The organism is Candidatus Tokpelaia sp., assembly GCF_008636115.1.
Classification (GTDB): Bacteria; Pseudomonadota; Alphaproteobacteria; order Rhizobiales; family Rhizobiaceae; genus QLZD01.
Window position 1 is genome coordinate 317874 of the sequence record NZ_QLZD01000033.1, and the last position, 15144, is coordinate 333017.

The following is a 15144-nucleotide window of genomic DNA, read 5'->3' on the forward strand; positions in this document are numbered from 1 at the left end:
TAATTCGCCGCAGCCGCCCGCCGGGCGGCTGTTTTGCCTGTATTTACCGACCCGTTAGTCATGAATTATCGTCATATTTATCATGCCGGCAATTTTGCCGATATTTTCAAACATAGTGTTCTGACACTTATTATCGCCTATTTACAGCGTAAGCCCGCTGCTTTCCGGGTTATTGATACACATGCCGGCACCGGTCTTTATGATTTGAGCGCCGCAGCGGCCAATAAAACAGCCGAGTGGCAAAACGGCCTTGGGCGCTTTTTGGCAGCGCTTGTGCCCGGCCCGGTTGAGCAGGCTGTTGCGGCCTATGCGGCTTCTCCGACAGCGTCCACCCCTGTCAGTGCCCTGCTTACTCCCTATATGCAGGCTCTCTCTGCCGTCAATCCGCAAGGCGGCCTGCGCTATTATCCCGGTTCTCCCTTATTTGCCCGCCTTGCTTTGCGCCGGCAGGACAGACTCACGGCGATTGAATTGCAGCCGCAGGATTATGCCGAGTTAAAACAGCATTTTGCCGGCGATTATCAAAGCCGTATTTTGCATCTGGACGGCAGGCTGGCCTTAAAAGCGCAATTACCGCCCAAAGAAAAACGCGGCCTCATTCTGATTGATCCGCCTTTTGAGCGGGAGGACGAATTTGCTGCTCAGGCCGCCGGCCTTTCTCAGGCCTTGCGCCGTTTTGCCCACGGCCTTTATATGCTGTGGTATCCGATAAAAAATGAGCATAAAATTGAACAATTTATTGATATTCTGCCGCAAAACAGAGCCGGGACAATTTTGCAGGCAGAGCTGCATATTCGGCAAAAATCGCCTTTACCGCGCTTAGACGGCAGCGGCCTTATTCTTATCAATCCGCCTTATATTTTATCTGAGCAGTTGCGGCAGCTCGAACCGCTGTTTTTGCGCGCCTTTGCCGAGGATAGCAGCGCCTGTTTGCGGCAAAACTGGTTAAAAGGGCCATAATCTGCCGAGCGGATCAGGCGCAAATACGGCAGCCGGCTGTTTTATCGGCGCACAGGCTGCATAAAAGCTTGCCAAGCAGGCAAAATTTGCATAGGATTTCGGCAGCGGCTTTATCGGTAGAACAGGCCGCTGCGCCCTGAGGATAAATAATATTATGCCCGCTCTTTCTATAAAAACCTGTATAAAAAATTATGCCGTGCCCGTTCTGATTGCTGTGCCTTTGTCTTTTGGAAACTGTTTTGCTTATGCTGCCGATACAGGCGGCAAGGCCTATTTTCCGCCGGCGCCGGAAGGGCCGGAGGCGCAGGCCACACCGCTGCCATCGCGGCCTTATAAAGGCATATGCAGCAATTTTCTGGTGCGGGCTGAGGCAAGGTTGCGCTTTGCCCGGCAAATGCGCCGTGTGCCGCATGAGCCGCGCCTGTCCATAAAATCTTTCAACAATGTTGAAGAAGTGCAGTCTCAATACGGGCCTGAATCCTATGATATTAACCGCCATTATTGCGCCGCTACGGTCACTATGACTAATGGGCAGAGCTACCCTGCTACTTATATTGTGGCGCGCGGCCAGGGCTTTGCCGGCATTGGCCCTTTGCATGTCTCTTTCTGCGTGGTCGGTCTTGATAACTGGCTGGTGCGCGATAATGATTGTCGCAGTTTGCGCGCACCGGCGCTCAGCGTTTATTAAGCAATGTCCTGGCCTCCCCGCCAAAATTAAACCGGAAGCCGGCTAATATATTCATAAGGCAGGCAGGGCGGGCATAATGCCGCTTTTTCTGCTTTCTGCCTGTTTGGGGCTTGCCTTTCCTCCGGGCTTGATTTACAGACAAAAGCAGCGGAGCGTAGCGCAGCCCGGTAGCGCACTTGACTGGGGGTCAAGGGGTCGTGGTTTCGAATCCCGCCGCTCCGACCATTTTGGGCTTTTTCGCTTTTTAGTTCCCTGTTACTGTTCTTTGTCAGATCGCCTGTTTTTTGCTGCCGAAATTTTACCTTCAGGCTGAAGAATCGGTTATTATTATTATATGATATTGCCGATAAATGCCGATAGCAGCGCAAAAGCTGAATCTGCTGCCGCTACAGCACAATTTATGACTGGGCGCTTTGCTATTGGCGCCGGGCGCTTTTTGTCCTGGCAGGCGCATAAGGCCCTGCTAAAAGCAGAGTCTGCGACCGGGAAGGGCAAAGCAGCTTCAGCCCGGGGCACAATTTTATTATTTAACGACTGGGGCGTGCCTTTTGACAATGATCAAGCGCTGCTTGCTGCTTTGAGCGCGCGCGGTTTTTATAGTGCGGGCTATGACTGGTATCGGCAGGGTAGCCGGCCTCAATCGGGCAATAAGGCAAACAGGCGGCAAACAGGGCAAAATCGCTATGCCTGCCGCTTTAACAGCAAAGCGCTTGGCTGTTTTGTACAAAATGTGCTTTTGCCGGATTATCCGGCGCCGTTTTATGTGCTGGCGCAAGGTCTGGGGGGGCTGTTCGCCTTGACGACACAAAATATTTTGCGCAGCACTGTGCGCCGCATGGTGCTTGTCGCCGTGCCGATGAGCATTGGCCGCCACAGGCCAAACAGCCTCTATCATTTCGGCATAAAGGCTGCGAGCCTTTTGACCTGCAATACCAGAAAACACAAGGAAACAGGGCGGAACAGCCTTGCCTATAAAGCCAATTTGCTGGATCACGCTGCCTATATTCTTTCCGGCAGCTATCGCAAAAATATGACTCTGCCCTGTCTCCTTATTTCTGCCGCCCGTGACACAAAAGCCAATATTGCTCAGGCACGGCTGCTGGCAGAAAAATTGCGTCTTGTTGATAATCTCATTATTCCTGCGGCTTCTCCCGCTTTGCTGCAGGAATCCGCTTATCAGCGCCACCAGTTCTGGGCCGCTTTTGATGCTTTTATCCCCGGCAGTGATACGAGCAGCGCCAATCCTGTTCTGGAACATGCGGCCCTGCTTTAGGCCGGCCTGCCCTTTAGGCAGCGCGCCGCGATTTTTGGCAAAAGCAAAGCCCCAATGGCCGGATATAGAATCAGGCGCCAGAGAAAATCAGTCACATAGCTTTGCCGGCAAAGATAATATTTTGTCGGATTAAGAAATTGCCGCCTGTTATCCCCAGTCGCATCTCATATTTATAATGGGACGGCCCCGATTATCCGGCCGTTCCATAGCGGCAAGGCAGAGTTGCCGACAGCAGACGCGCCGGAGCCGATAAGCGCGCCTCACGCTTGAAACCGCAGCAGCGAACAAGCAAAAATTAACCATTATTACAAGCAGTCACCCCGCCTTTATTCTCTTTTGCCAAAAATTCTGTATTATAAAACAAGGTTGCGGCATAGCGGCGACAAAGCGGCCGCGATTACAATAGCTGCAAGGGCATTATTTTTCAGCCGGGCCTGATGACAGGCTGTGCTATCGGGGCGACAACAAAACTAATCGGATAATTTGATGAAGCGTATTCTGCTGGCGGAAGATGACAATGATATGCGGCGTTTTTTGGTCAAGGCTTTGGAACGCGCCGGTTATGAAGTGAGTGATTTTGACAATGGTGTCAGCGCTTATGAGCGCCTGCAGGAAGAACCTTTCTCCCTTTTATTGACCGATATTGTTATGCCGGAAATGGACGGGATAGAATTGGCGCGCCGCGCTACAGAAATAGACCCTGATTTAAAGGTCATGTTCATTACCGGTTTTGCCGCTGTGGCTTTAAACGCCGATTCACGCGCCCCGCGTGATTCGCATGTTTTATCCAAACCCTTTCATCTGCGCCAATTAGTGCAGGAAGTGCAGAAAATGCTGCTGGCAGCCTGAATGATTTTAGCGCTTTTGCGCTATTTTCTGCCAAAAAGCCGGCATAATTGCCAAAAAAGCAAAACTTCAAACCGGATCGGCTCTGTTGCGGGCGGCACGCTGCTATTTGCTGTCCCCGGCAGGATTTTGTTCGTTTTGCCGCAATAAAGCTTGACCTTTAGCGGCTAATATGGTCTATGCCAGAGACTATGAGGTGCCACATTCAAGGCAGCCTGACGGGCGTGTAGCTCAGCGGGAGAGCACTACATTGACATTGTAGGGGTCACAGGTTCAATCCCTGTCACGCCCACCATTTATCCCGGCAAATTTGCGGCAATTTCCTCTCAATCCGGCTTCCCTGAGAGCTTTTGTCAATATATCTGCCGGCCGCAATCCGGCAAAAGCATAAAAGCTAAACCGGTCGCGCCTGAGAGTTTGCTCTATCGGCGGAATTAGGGCTTGCGCTCCGGGCCGCAATATGGTCTATAGACCATGATTTCGGGGCGTGTAGCTCAGCGGGAGAGCACTACATTCACACTGTAGGGGTCACAGGTTCAATCCCTGTCACGCCCACCAAATGCCGCCATTGCAAAACAAATATTCGGGTTTATTTGGTTCCATGCATTCTTCTATGCAAATGGCGCGAAGCGGTCGTTACCGCCGCTCCGCCAAAACTGCCGAACAAAAACACCTGCACATTTTTGAGTTGCTCTTCCGACAGCCAGCACCAGCACAGCATATCGGGAAAATCATATGAAGGATAAAAATCAAAAAGACAGCAATACTGCTAATCCCAATTATCCATAAAGCCCCTATCATTAAGGTCTCAAAATGATTTTTAAAGCTCTGCTCCCTCTTATGCTCATTTTGCGCTGCTTTTCTATCCAAATCTTCATTATTTATAGAAGCAGCCTCTTTATCTGCCGAATCTTCATCATTGGAAGCGGGCGTCGCGAGTTTTCTATCTTCTTCAGAAAGCGAAGAGACTTTTTTAGGAGGCTGCCCCAAACTATCCATATGCCTCACCCCGCCGGCGTATTATCTGCTTTTCTTTTAAAATAATCAGCAATCAAATCATTCGAAATTACACTGCCAAAAATACCCGGACAATATGTGTTGCTCCAAGGGGTTCCGGGCGCATGTGTCAAGCGGGACAGTTGCGGCCCGGTAAGGCTGCCATAAATATCATAAACCTGTTTAACAATGCTCTTCTCGCTCTCATCAAGCGCAAAATTTTCATTCGAGAGCCTACCCTCAACCGGATTGCTGCGAAAATGCTTTATTTTATCATAAAGAGTTGGAATAACAGGCCCGTACTGCCAAGCTTGTATCCCATCTTTTATCAGCGGGCGCCCATAAAGACCCAGCATCCAGCCATGTGCCAGATAGACAAGCTTGAGCAGTTGCATAGGCGTTAAAGTTGTCTTCTGTTCCCGCGCCAAGTTAAGAAATTGGTCGGCAATTTTCTCGCTGCCATGCATTTTATATCCCCAAAATTTCCTATCACCTGATAATAACCCTAAATTATTACCATGATTCTTCCGGGAGGAGATTTAAAAAATCCACTATCACAGGAAAGCAAACCCACTATCTCACCCCTGGCGAGCGCGGTCAAGCAGGCGTTTGCATTCTATCAATTCCAGCAAAGCCCGCTGCAAAAGCGCATTTTTATCTTTGACAATCGCGGCAGAATTCTCGCTTTGCCTGTCAGCCTCTTCATTGCGCAAAAAGCCGAAAAAACCGCGTCCACCCCCCTTTTCCTTATATTCAGGCACAATATCGCCGGGAAATAATTCTTCCAGCTCATTTTGCTGTTTTTGTTTGATAAGTGCATCAGCCTGCTCTTTGTCACCGCTGCCTAAAGCAGCAATAAAAGCCACACCGTTTTCTTTCAACAAGCGCTGCACGCCCTTGATAGTATAGCCTTTTTCGTAAAGCAGATACTGCACTGCCTTGAGAAAATCGACATCGGCCGGGCGGTAATAACGGCGGCCGCCGCCGCGTTTCATCGGCTTTAATTGCGAAAAACGCGTTTCCCAAAAGCGCAAAACATGCTGGGGCAAATCCAGCAATTCAGCCACTTCGCTAATTGTGCGAAACGCCTCAGGCGCTTTTTCCATTGTTCCGGCCCCTTTATCAAACCCGCCAGACAGGCCAAAAGCACTGCCCCGGCACACCCCCACAGGCACTAATCATGCAATTTGCGCTGCCGCTCCAGAACCATTTGCTTCAGGACATTAGAGGCTTTAAAAGCAACAACCCGGCGGGGATAAATCGCCGCTTCTTCCCCTGTCATCGGGTTGCGGCCAATGCGCTCTTTTTTGCTGCGCACCTGAAAAGTGGCAAAAGACGATAATTTAACTGTTTCTCCCCGCACAATAGCATCACATATTTCTTCAATAATCATTTCAACCAGAGCAGCCGATTCCACCCGCGACAACCCCACTTCCCTGCAGACGGCATCTGCCAAATCAGCGCGCGTTACAGTTTTACTTGTCATGAGCTTGCAACCCTTTGTAATATTTCATCGCCTTGTTAGCGATTCCCGCAAATTTCCTGTTCTTTTCTAATCGAGACAGGCGCGAGTTTCAACGCGATTTTTATTAACATGTGATTTTTATTTATCTTTTGCCGCATTTCACTGGCGGGGTCAGCGTCCTTTCATCGCCGCGCCTTTGCGGTGGAGATAATAAAGCAAAAATAATCCGGCGCCTTAACGGCGCAGTAACACTGCCCCCCAGGTGAAACCGCCGCCCATAGCTTCCAGCATAATCAAATCGCCTTTTTTAAGGCGTCCGTCCCGGCTGGCCGCGGCCAGCGCCAATGGCACGGAAGCAGCAGAAGTATTGCCATGTTCTCCTACGGTTATCACCACTTTTTCAGGAGCAATGCCCAATTTATGGGCCGCCGCATCAATAATGCGCTTATTGGCCTGATGCGGCACAAACCAGTTTAAATCCCGCGCCGACAGGCCTGTTTGCGCAAAGCAATTATCAACAACATCGGTAATCATGCCGACAGCATATTTAAACACTTCCCGCCCTTGCATATGTAAATGCCCGACTGTCCGGGTGGTGGAAGGCCCGCCATCGACATAAAGCTTCTCCATATGCCGGCCGTCTGAACGCAGGCAGGAAGCCAGAATACCGGTATCATTTATAGTGCCTTTGCTGCTGCGCGCTTCCAGCACCACCGCCCCGGCGCCATCGCCAAAGAGAACGCAGGTCGAGCGGTCATGCCAATCCAGAATACGGGAAAAGGTCTCAGCGCCGATAACCAGCGCCCGTCTGGCCATGCCCGCCCGCAAATAATTATCTGCTGTGACCAGAGCAAAAACAAAGCCGGAGCAAACAGCCTGCACATCAAAGGCAAAGCCGTGATTCATGCCCAGATTGCTCTGAATCTCTGTAGCGGAAGCGGGGAAAGTATGATCAGGCGTTGAAGTAGCCAAAATAATCATATCAATAGCATCAACCCCAAGCCTCGCATTTTCCAGCGCTTTTTGCGCCGCGGCCGTGCCCAGGGAAACAGTGGTTTCACCCTTGCCGGCAATATAACGCTGCCTGATACCTGTGCGCTGCACAATCCACGCATCTGAAGTATCCACTTTTGTCTCAAGCTCACTATTGGTCATGACATGCCTGGGCAAAGCCGCCCCAATGCCGCAAATTGCCGACCGTATCATATAGTCTCCTCAAATTTCTGTTTTGCTCTTCCCATACAGGCTGCGTTTGCGGCCGGGAAACGGCGAAGCACCGGGCGAAACAAGGCAGCAAACCGCTAAACCGGAAAATACAAGACGCCCTGCAATTCAAGCCGACAGGCCGCTTGCCTGAAAGACGGCAAATTTATTCTTTCTTTTCCTGCAATAGCGAAAAATCCGGCTTGCTGCGATGAAAATAGCGCAAATCGGCCGATATTTTCTCCAGTAATTTATATTTGGCCATTTCATAACCAATACGCAGGGCAGAAGCAAATCCCTGCGCATCTGTGCCGCCGTGACTTTTGATGACCAGACCGTTAAGCCCCAGCAATACCCCGCCATTAACACGGCGCGGATCCACTTTTTCCCGCAAGCGGCGGAAAGCTCCCCGCGCCAGCAAATAGCCGATTTTTGCCGGTAAGGATTTTTTGATTTCCGCCGCCAGCATAAAGGCCGCCTGCCGCACTGTGCCTTCTGCCGTTTTCAAGGCAATATTGCCGACAAAGCCCTCCGTTACGACAACATCAACTTTGCCGAAACCAATATCATTGCCTTCAACAAAGCCTTTATAATCCAATACTTCCGATTGCACTTCCCTTAAAATATGCCCCGCTTTGCGAATTTCTTCCAGGCCTTTTACATCTTCAACACCGACATTGAGCAGGCCGACAGTCGGCCGCTCAACATGATATAAAGCGCGGAACATAGCCGCACCCATAACGGCAAAATCCACCAGTTGGCTGGCATCGGCGCCGATTGTGGCGCCAATATCCAGCACCAGCCCTTCTCCGTCTATAGTGGGCCAAATGCCGGCAATACCGGGGCGCTCCGCCTCAGCCAGCATACGCAGACAAAAATAGGACATAGCCATTAAGGCACCGGTATTACCGGCAGAAACACAGGCATCGGCTTCACCGGTTCTGACCGCCTCGAGCGCATGCCACATGGAGGATTTGCCGCGCCCCAGCCGCAGGGCCTGGCTCGGCTTCTCATTCATTTGCGTAGCGGTCTCACAAGGGTGGAAAACACTGGCAGCCAGCTCGGAATATTGCGCCAAAACCGGCTTTACCTCATGCTCCAGACCATAAAAAACCAGACGCATATCCGGATATTGCCGCACCGCCAAAGCCGCACCGGCAATATTGGTCTTGGGCCCTTTATCTCCGCCCATAGCATCTACCGCGATTGTAATCACTGAAACTCCCAATCAATCCAATAATCTGTTTCCCCGGCTTTCTGCCCTGCAGGCCTCGCTTTCTGCCAGGCTCATCGGCACCGCCAAAGCTACAAAATGCCTAACGGCCTATAGCAGGTTTTCAACTGCTCCAAAAGCTTTTTCAATTTTTGTTAACCATAAACCCGCTGCGCCGGAACACTGCAAAACCCAGGGCAAAAGGCCAATTTCATTGTAAAATATCCAATCGCACAAGGCCGCCCGCTCCCGATTGTGAAAGGCGCAGCCGGCCTAATCTTTCTTTAAATGTGTCAAAACGGCAAAAGGAGAAGCAGAATGCTCCTCTTTTTTGCACTGCGCTTTACTGCCGCCGGCCGGGCCGCTGCCGGCCGTCTCATTTCCTTCCTGCGGGCCGGCATTTTGCAAAAACGCTCCTTGCCTGCGCGGATAGCGATCAATTTCCAGCTCAAAAAACTCCTCCGCCAGGGCGCCGACATTAATTTCATCGCCGCTGAAAATTTCCGGCATATCCTCTCCCTCAGGATCCAGAAACAGCTCACCGCTATTATTTTTATCGGGCAATTTGGCCAGGCGCGAATTCTGCCGCACAAAACAGGCCTCAAAATGCTTATGCAAGGTATTTTGCAGCGGCTCGGCGGTGATACTGCATGGCTGCTCAATACAAGCGCTCAACTGCCCCTCAACCCGCACACCCTGCTTTTTCCACGGACGAAGCTGAAAAACCACCGAAAAGGCAAGCACGGCCGCCACATCATGCGCGGCCGCCAGAGCGGCTCTCTCCCTTGCATTTGTCGCCAGCACAAGCTGCACGCCACCGGGCGGCAGGAAGCGCACATTAACGGGGAAATACAGGCCGGACAAAGCCGCACTGCCGGCGTGATGAGACATATCGCACCTATAATACAGTAAATATCACAGCAAAACGCCCTCACCATAAAGCAAGACAAAGCCTGCGGCAAGCCCGACAGCCAGGCCGGCCGCTTTTCGCCCGGATTTCATAATAATAATTATCGCCGGCTATAGTTCCAAATCGCAAATTTTCAGGGCATAAAATAGCTGTTTGGGCGGGGGAAAACCCGTAGCTCTTGCAATAAAGGGCAAATTGCTTTACCACTCTAAAATACAATTTGTTTATTTATAAAACTGTGTTTGGGAGAATATCTTTGTCCAACACCTTAATCTCGCCAGTAAAGGCCGGGGCAGAGCCGGCGTTTTTTTCGCCGCAGCTTAAATTTGCGCTGCGTTTATGTGTGGGGCTGGGGCTGGGGCTGGCTGTTGCTTCCTGCAGCAAAGTCAGTTTTCTTGATACGACGCAAACTTATAATGAAGGCTATATTATTGATCAGCAGGCGCTGGATACGGTTGCTGTCGGCTCAAGCCGCGATCAGGTTTTGCTGGCTCTGGGCACGCCGTCACTCAAAGCCATGTATGATAGTGAAGTTTTTTATTATATTTCGCAAACGCGTTATCGCCGGGCGCAATTTATGAAGCCGAAAATTATTGATCGCCGTGTTATCGCTATTTATTTTGACAAACAGGGCAATGTCAGCAAAATCGCGCATTATGGCCTGAAAGACGGCAAATTATTTGACTTTGCTTCCAAAACGACACCGACAGGCGGTAAAGATCAGTCTTTCCTCAATCAGCTTATTATGGGCACACGCGCCGTCCCCGCTTTGCCAATACCGAAAAATCCGCGGTGACCGGCCGATAAAAAGGCAGTCGCCATTTGGCGGGGTTTGCAGGCGCTGTGTCCGGTTTGTTGCGGCAACAGCAGCAGGCGGCTATGCTGCAATCAGCCTGCGCCTGTGCTTTTGCCCGCTTGAAATCGGGCGGGCAAAAGGCGGCAGCAAAAAGAGCAAAGCAGATTTCGGCCCAGACAAAGCCGCCCCAATGCCGGTTTTCGGCCACCTTAACGGCACGCACTATTAAATTTTCAACAAAAGCAAAACCGGCCTGATTGCTGATAATGAGACGGTAAATTACTCCTTCTTCATAACAAACAGGCAAAAGCGGCGCGGTCTCTAACCGCTTTTGCCAGCCATGCCTGCTGCTTGCCTGTCAGCGCCATTGTGTAGCGCGCTGAAATTTTTGTATATTCCCTCACTTTTTGACAAATGAACCAGCCCCTTACACATTGCCGCTCTCTCCGAAAATCACCAGCGGCGGCTATGATACAGGTGAATGCAGCTATTAAAGTTATGATGTTTGGGGAGTGTCAGCGTAGAGAAAATATACACTGACCGGGTGTATCCAGAAGTGGTAAATACACACTTCTATTGCGGAGATTTCCTGCAATAGTCTGAAAATCAGGATTATATTTGCTTTCCGGAATTGGAAAGCAAAGGCCGCGGCGGCCATAATCGCAAGGAATACGCCCTCACGCTGGATATGGCGAAAGAGATGTGCATGGTGGAACGCAATGAGAAAGGACGGCTAATGGACGAATTTCGTTCATTAGGTCTTTCCAAAATTGGATACACCCTCGGCAATGAGCCTTTAAATCTGAACGCCGCGCCCGATTAAGAGCGCGGCGTTTTTCTATTAAAAGCCGTAAGGATAGATTTTTTTATGGAGCCATTCCCCAAGACAACCAATGCCGATAAAAAGAAATAAAATAAGTCCCCCCTAAGGTTTTGGTCGTATCATCACTGCCAAACGAACCGCCTGTTCTCCATATACATAGCGCAGGCACTGCAAAAGCGGCAATCCACCAAATCCAGAAATAATCCACAAACAGCGTTCTCAAAAGCAAGGTTGCCACCCCAAGCAACCACACACCGCACCAGAGGAGCAGCGGAAACATCACAATAGCAAGAGCACCCCGAAAGTTATAAGCATTGCATGAAGCATAGCGTCCTCCCTTATGACGCTTTTGCGTCTCTGTTGTGGACAAATTCAATTTTAAGCTCTGCGCCGATAGCCCTTGCGTAGCGCTGGAGCGTGGCAATATTGGGAGAAACTCTGCCGCTTTCAAGGCGCGCAATATTTGCCTGTGAAGTCTTAAATTTTTCCGCGACCTGCACCTGCGACATTTTCGCCTTGGCGCGCGCCTTCAAAAGGGCTTCAAAAACATTGAATTCATCGCCGAGTTTTTCGTATTCGCGCTTAAATTCGGGGTCTTTCACGCGCTCCGCCACATATTTAGATAATTTTTTCATTATTGCGCAGCCTTTCCCGCTTTCTGCTTAGGGCGCAGAATTATATCAAGCCCGAGAGCTTCCGCTACTTTGGCGATTGTGGCAAAGCTTGGATTGCCATTCCCGGACAAAGCTTTAATCAGTCCTTTCTGACTTTTGCCGGTTTCTTTAGCAAGCGCGGCAAAATTATGCGCCCGCGCCGCAACGCCAAGCGCATGGGCGACCAAGGCGGGATTATTTCCGGCATCTTTCATAATTTCTTCAAGATAGCCGATAATATCCTCCTCCGTTTTCAGATAATTAGCGGAATCGTAAAGTGTAAAGCTCTCTTGCATTTTATAGCTCCAAATCTTTGGCTATTTGTTTGGCCTTGGCAATATCGCGGCTTTGGCTGCTTTTATCGCCGCCGCAGAGCAAAACAATCAGCGCATCGCCTTTCTGCGTATAATAGATGCGATAGCCTGCGCCGTGATGAATTCTTATCTCCGATAATCCCTCACCAATCGGCTTCACATCGCCCGCATTGCCAAAAGCCAGACGGTCAATGCGGGTGGGTAATCTGCCGAACAGCTATTTTATCGCGCAGGCCTCTTAGCCATTTATCAAACGCCGTGCTTGTTATTATTTTTATCATGCAACTCGCCCGCTTTCCATATCATGAATGATATATAACATATAAATTATAATCTGCAAGGGCAAAAATAAAAAAATACACGCCGTTGAGCGGGGCTTTGGTTTTTATACTTATTTTACAGCTTATCAGGCAATTCTCCCCGATTATTATAGCCGTCCTGCACGATTTTTCGCCGCTTGGCCGTTTCAGCCCGCAGCATTTCAATTATCCGCATTGCCTCATCACGCCTGCCGCTCTGTATTGCCGAGCCAGGCTGCTCTGCGCCAGTAGCAAATTTCTCTGAATTTGAAGCTTGGGCAAGCGCCAAATTAAGCGCGCTTGTCACTTGTTGTGCGCGGGGTTCTTCCGGTAAATAAACCTGTTCCTTTATCCAAAAGCAGCCCGGCCGGGCCGAAATCTTCCATGCCCCTTAACAAGTCCTCGGCGTGTGTAAGAGCTGTATCGGCAACACCAAGCCCCTTATATTCATCATAAAGCTCACGTCTGCTACGGAATTTCTCGTTCCAGTGATTATCGTTCGGCGTGTTCTGATTCTCAATAGAATTGTGCAAATCCGCCGTGTTGCCTTGCCGTTTGGCCAAATACGCATTAGCACGGTCGGGCGTGAGGCTCATCACGAAGGCATAGCGAGGCGGTAAGCCTGTTGCCGTGAGCTATGCTTCAAGGGCGCTTTGCTGCCGCCCAAATCCACGCATAGCGCTTATTGCCTGGCCGGGATTGCTATATGCCGCCCCGGCTCTCATTGCGTTGGCTATGGCGGTAAGTCTGTCCATTTGAAAGGGGCACCACCTGCATTACGTTGCAGCCTGACCGCATTTTGCACGCTCCGCGCGCCTGCTCTTTGTTGCGCCCGCCGCCACAGGCCAGCCTGTCCAACCCGGGTGCTGTTTGCACGCTCCGCGCGCCCCTCCGGTTAGCTATGCTGCCTGATATTATCAATACATCGCAGAATTGCGGCCTGTGTTCAAGCCCGGACAAACGAATTTTCACCCTTAGCGATTTTCGCTTTGCGGCCGCACCTGACGCGCCAGCCTGTCTAAAACAGCATTGGTAATTTTCGGTTCTTCACCGCTGAAAAATGCTTTGGCAATATCCACATATTCTGAAACGACAACGGCTATCGGCACGTCCCGGCGATTTTTCAGCTCCCACAGGCCGGCGCGCAAAATAGCGCGCAGCGTTGAATCCAGCCGCGATAACGGCCAGGCCTCAGGCAGGCTGGCATGAATCATCGGGTCAAGCTGCTTTTGCTCTGCCACCACGCCGACAATAATAGCGCGGAACCATTGCGCATCTGCTGCTAAATATTGCACATTATCAATTTCTTTGCCCAGGCGAAAAGTCTCATATTCCGCCGCCGTTTCCAAAACACCGGTACCGGCAATATCCATTTGATACAGCGCCTGTATTGCCGCCAGCCGTGCGGCGCCACGCTTATTGGCCTGCTGGACAGTTTTTTGCTGCATTATGCGCTGCCTCAAATTCTCATTATTGCTCTTCCGGTTTCCTCTGGCCGAGGCAAACGGGAGAGCAGATTTTATATTTTACCAAATGCCTTAGCGGAATTTTTGCTTCAGCTCTATCATTGCCAGGGCCGCCCGCGCGGCAAAACCGCCTTTATCCTTTTGCTCTTTATCTGTGCGCGCTTTGGCCTGCACCGCATTTTCTACAGTCACAATACCATTGCCAATAGCCAGGCTGCGCTCCAGACTCAAATTCATCAAACCGCGGCAGGATTCATTAGCCACCAAATCAAAATGATACGTCTCACCGCGAATGACACAGCCCAAAGCAATATAGCCATCATATTTCACCTCACCGGCGGCAGCAAAACCAATGGCAGCGGGGATTTCCAGCGCCCCCGGCACGGTTATCACATCATAGGCCACGCCTGCTTCTCCCAGCACTGCTTTTGCCCCGGCCAGCAAATCATCGGCATAAATCCGGTAAAACCGCGCTTCAACAATCAATATTCGACAAGTTGAGAATAATTGCTTTTTCATGAAATCCTGCTCTGTCTGCCGCAACAAACCGCCCACCCCGCCGCTTCCGGCCGGCTGCGGATAATTATTTATCTGTCACTTATGTCTATAATCCATCATACGGGCGATATAGCGCGCCAAAGGATCAATCTCAATATTCACCGCATCACCCGTTTTTCGCTGCCCCCAACTGGTCACCGCCAGACTGTGGCGAATCAATAAAACATCAAAAACAGCGCCGTCAACTTTATTCACTGTCAGCGATGTGCCGTCCAGACAAACCGAGCCTTTGGCGGCGATAAAACGCGCCAGATCCGCCGGGGCCTGCAGATGGAAGCGCCGTGCCTCCCCTTCTTCATTATCACCGATAATCCGCGCCACACCGTCAACATGACCGCTGACCAAATGCCCGCCCAATTCATCGCCGGCTTTAAGCGAATGCTCCAGATTAACCATCTGCCCCGGCTGCCATGACGCAAGAGTCGTCAGCCGCAAAGTTTCTTCCCATGCTTCAACCTCAAAATAATTTTCTGCTCCCTGCGGTGTTTTTTGCGCCGCCCGGCCACATTTTGTAACCGTTAAACAAATGCCGGCACAGGCAATGGAAGCGCCGATTGCAAGAGATTGAGCAGGATAATGCGTGGCCAGGCGCAAATGCAGGCCGCCGGCAATGGGTGAACGCGTTGTAACCACGCCAATATCTGTTATTAAACCGGTAAACATATATCTCAAATCCTGTTA

The 15144-nt window shown here is 50.7% G+C and carries 19 protein-coding genes, 3 tRNA genes and 1 pseudogene; 9 read left to right on the plus strand and 14 right to left on the minus strand.

Features of this window, described 5'->3' with window-relative positions:
* Positions 1 to 60 precede the first annotated feature (60 nt).
* From DPQ22_RS07245 to DPQ22_RS07275, 7 genes are all read left to right on the plus strand, one after another.
* Positions 61 to 960, plus strand: a complete 900-nt coding sequence (locus DPQ22_RS07245) for a 23S rRNA (adenine(2030)-N(6))-methyltransferase RlmJ (RefSeq protein WP_425305159.1) — start codon at positions 61 to 63, stop codon at positions 958 to 960.
* A gap of 154 nt (positions 961 to 1114) precedes the next feature.
* On the plus strand, positions 1115 to 1648 hold the full coding sequence (locus tag DPQ22_RS07250) for a hypothetical protein (protein ID WP_150214569.1): 534 nt from the start codon (positions 1115 to 1117) through the stop codon (positions 1646 to 1648).
* Positions 1649 to 1796: 148 nt separating this feature from the next.
* A tRNA-Pro gene (locus DPQ22_RS07255) sits at positions 1797 to 1873 on the plus strand.
* 109 nt (positions 1874 to 1982) lie between these two features.
* Positions 1983 to 2921: a hypothetical protein gene (locus tag DPQ22_RS07260; protein WP_150214571.1), complete on the plus strand. Its 939-nt coding sequence runs from the start codon at positions 1983 to 1985 to the stop codon at positions 2919 to 2921.
* 486 nt (positions 2922 to 3407) lie between these two features.
* Positions 3408 to 3770, plus strand: coding sequence for a cell cycle two-component system response regulator CpdR (cpdR, locus tag DPQ22_RS07265; RefSeq protein ID WP_150214573.1), 363 nt, complete (start codon positions 3408 to 3410; stop codon positions 3768 to 3770).
* A gap of 217 nt (positions 3771 to 3987) precedes the next feature.
* Positions 3988 to 4062, plus strand: a tRNA-Val gene (locus DPQ22_RS07270).
* Between the two features lie 188 nt (positions 4063 to 4250).
* A tRNA-Val gene (locus DPQ22_RS07275) sits at positions 4251 to 4325 on the plus strand.
* A gap of 78 nt (positions 4326 to 4403) precedes the next feature.
* Here the strand turns inward: DPQ22_RS07275 and DPQ22_RS07280 are convergent.
* The 7 genes from DPQ22_RS07280 to DPQ22_RS07310 all read right to left on the minus strand — a co-directional run bounded on the left by DPQ22_RS07280 (position 4404) and on the right by DPQ22_RS07310 (position 9535).
* On the minus strand, positions 4404 to 4766 hold the full coding sequence (locus tag DPQ22_RS07280; protein WP_150214575.1) for a hypothetical protein: 363 nt from the start codon (positions 4764 to 4766) through the stop codon (positions 4404 to 4406).
* A gap of 5 nt (positions 4767 to 4771) precedes the next feature.
* On the minus strand, positions 4772 to 5230 hold the full coding sequence (locus DPQ22_RS07285; protein ID WP_150214577.1) for a Panacea domain-containing protein: 459 nt from the start codon (positions 5228 to 5230) through the stop codon (positions 4772 to 4774).
* 111 nt (positions 5231 to 5341) lie between these two features.
* Entirely contained in the window at positions 5342 to 5869 is a 528-nt protein-coding gene (locus DPQ22_RS07290; protein ID WP_150214579.1) for a MerR family transcriptional regulator, read from the minus strand.
* A gap of 68 nt (positions 5870 to 5937) precedes the next feature.
* The gene (locus DPQ22_RS07295; protein WP_150214582.1) at positions 5938 to 6249 is read right to left on the minus strand and encodes an integration host factor subunit alpha; all 312 of its coding nucleotides are present in this window, start codon (positions 6247 to 6249) and stop codon (positions 5938 to 5940) included.
* Between the two features lie 213 nt (positions 6250 to 6462).
* Complete coding sequence (locus DPQ22_RS07300; protein ID WP_150214585.1) at positions 6463 to 7434, minus strand: beta-ketoacyl-ACP synthase III; 972 nt, start codon at positions 7432 to 7434, stop codon at positions 6463 to 6465.
* A 163-nt stretch (positions 7435 to 7597) separates the two neighbouring features.
* Entirely contained in the window at positions 7598 to 8647 is a 1050-nt protein-coding gene (gene plsX / locus DPQ22_RS07305) for a phosphate acyltransferase PlsX (protein ID WP_150214587.1), read from the minus strand.
* Positions 8648 to 8917: 270 nt separating this feature from the next.
* Complete coding sequence (locus tag DPQ22_RS07310) at positions 8918 to 9535, minus strand: DUF177 domain-containing protein (RefSeq protein ID WP_150214589.1); 618 nt, start codon at positions 9533 to 9535, stop codon at positions 8918 to 8920.
* A 368-nt stretch (positions 9536 to 9903) separates the two neighbouring features.
* Between DPQ22_RS07310 and DPQ22_RS07315 the strand changes: the two genes are divergently transcribed.
* The gene (locus DPQ22_RS07315; protein ID WP_425305160.1) at positions 9904 to 10350 is read left to right on the plus strand and encodes an outer membrane protein assembly factor BamE; all 447 of its coding nucleotides are present in this window, start codon (positions 9904 to 9906) and stop codon (positions 10348 to 10350) included.
* A 601-nt stretch (positions 10351 to 10951) separates the two neighbouring features.
* Positions 10952 to 11083 (plus strand): annotated as a pseudogene (locus DPQ22_RS09205) (antA/AntB antirepressor family protein); the annotation flags it as partial.
* 428 nt (positions 11084 to 11511) lie between these two features.
* On the opposite strand, the gene DPQ22_RS07330 reads toward DPQ22_RS09205, so the two are convergent.
* The 7 genes from DPQ22_RS07330 to DPQ22_RS07360 all read right to left on the minus strand — a co-directional run bounded on the left by DPQ22_RS07330 (position 11512) and on the right by DPQ22_RS07360 (position 15126).
* Positions 11512 to 11808 carry a helix-turn-helix domain-containing protein gene (locus DPQ22_RS07330; RefSeq protein WP_150214593.1) on the minus strand — a complete coding sequence of 99 codons (297 nt, stop codon included), beginning with the start codon at positions 11806 to 11808 and terminating at the stop codon, positions 11512 to 11514.
* Positions 11808 to 12122, minus strand: coding sequence for an addiction module antidote protein (locus tag DPQ22_RS07335; RefSeq protein ID WP_150214595.1), 315 nt, complete (start codon positions 12120 to 12122; stop codon positions 11808 to 11810). The genes DPQ22_RS07330 and DPQ22_RS07335 overlap by 1 nt, the downstream gene beginning before the upstream one ends.
* 1 nt (position 12123) lies before the next feature.
* Positions 12124 to 12300, minus strand: coding sequence for a type II toxin-antitoxin system RelE/ParE family toxin (locus DPQ22_RS09335; RefSeq protein ID WP_320411426.1), 177 nt, complete (start codon positions 12298 to 12300; stop codon positions 12124 to 12126).
* 429 nt (positions 12301 to 12729) lie between these two features.
* The gene (locus tag DPQ22_RS07345; RefSeq protein ID WP_150214597.1) at positions 12730 to 13035 is read right to left on the minus strand and encodes a hypothetical protein; all 306 of its coding nucleotides are present in this window, start codon (positions 13033 to 13035) and stop codon (positions 12730 to 12732) included.
* A 378-nt stretch (positions 13036 to 13413) separates the two neighbouring features.
* On the minus strand, positions 13414 to 13887 hold the full coding sequence (gene nusB, locus DPQ22_RS07350; protein WP_150214599.1) for a transcription antitermination factor NusB: 474 nt from the start codon (positions 13885 to 13887) through the stop codon (positions 13414 to 13416).
* 90 nt (positions 13888 to 13977) lie between these two features.
* Positions 13978 to 14448 (minus strand): 6,7-dimethyl-8-ribityllumazine synthase, encoded by a 471-nt coding sequence (locus DPQ22_RS07355; RefSeq protein WP_256371587.1) that lies wholly within the window; start codon positions 14446 to 14448, stop codon positions 13978 to 13980.
* Between the two features lie 51 nt (positions 14449 to 14499).
* The gene (locus tag DPQ22_RS07360; RefSeq protein WP_150214604.1) at positions 14500 to 15126 is read right to left on the minus strand and encodes a riboflavin synthase; all 627 of its coding nucleotides are present in this window, start codon (positions 15124 to 15126) and stop codon (positions 14500 to 14502) included.
* Positions 15127 to 15144 lie beyond the last annotated feature (18 nt).

Bases quoted from the DNA above. Each gene is read 5' to 3' on its own strand.
- DPQ22_RS07245 (WP_425305159.1), top strand. From the start codon at position 61: ATGAATTATCGTCATATTTATCATGCCGGCAATTTTGCCGATATTTTC.
- DPQ22_RS07250 (WP_150214569.1), top strand. From the start codon at position 1,115: ATGCCCGCTCTTTCTATAAAAACCTGTATAAAAAATTATGCCGTGCCC.
- DPQ22_RS07260 (WP_150214571.1), top strand. From the start codon at position 1,983: ATGATATTGCCGATAAATGCCGATAGCAGCGCAAAAGCTGAATCTGCT.
- cpdR (WP_150214573.1), top strand. From the start codon at position 3,408: ATGAAGCGTATTCTGCTGGCGGAAGATGACAATGATATGCGGCGTTTT.
- DPQ22_RS07280 (WP_150214575.1), bottom strand. From the start codon at position 4,766: ATGGATAGTTTGGGGCAGCCTCCTAAAAAAGTCTCTTCGCTTTCTGAA.
- DPQ22_RS07285 (WP_150214577.1), bottom strand. From the start codon at position 5,230: ATGCATGGCAGCGAGAAAATTGCCGACCAATTTCTTAACTTGGCGCGG.
- DPQ22_RS07290 (WP_150214579.1), bottom strand. From the start codon at position 5,869: ATGGAAAAAGCGCCTGAGGCGTTTCGCACAATTAGCGAAGTGGCTGAA.
- DPQ22_RS07295 (WP_150214582.1), bottom strand. From the start codon at position 6,249: ATGACAAGTAAAACTGTAACGCGCGCTGATTTGGCAGATGCCGTCTGC.
- DPQ22_RS07300 (WP_150214585.1), bottom strand. From the start codon at position 7,434: ATGATACGGTCGGCAATTTGCGGCATTGGGGCGGCTTTGCCCAGGCAT.
- DPQ22_RS07310 (WP_150214589.1), bottom strand. From the start codon at position 9,535: ATGTCTCATCACGCCGGCAGTGCGGCTTTGTCCGGCCTGTATTTCCCC.
- DPQ22_RS07330 (WP_150214593.1), bottom strand. From the start codon at position 11,808: ATGAAAAAATTATCTAAATATGTGGCGGAGCGCGTGAAAGACCCCGAA.
- DPQ22_RS07335 (WP_150214595.1), bottom strand. From the start codon at position 12,122: ATGCAAGAGAGCTTTACACTTTACGATTCCGCTAATTATCTGAAAACG.
- DPQ22_RS07345 (WP_150214597.1), bottom strand. From the start codon at position 13,035: ATGAGCCTCACGCCCGACCGTGCTAATGCGTATTTGGCCAAACGGCAA.
- nusB (WP_150214599.1), bottom strand. From the start codon at position 13,887: ATGCAGCAAAAAACTGTCCAGCAGGCCAATAAGCGTGGCGCCGCACGG.
- DPQ22_RS07360 (WP_150214604.1), bottom strand. From the start codon at position 15,126: ATGTTTACCGGTTTAATAACAGATATTGGCGTGGTTACAACGCGTTCA.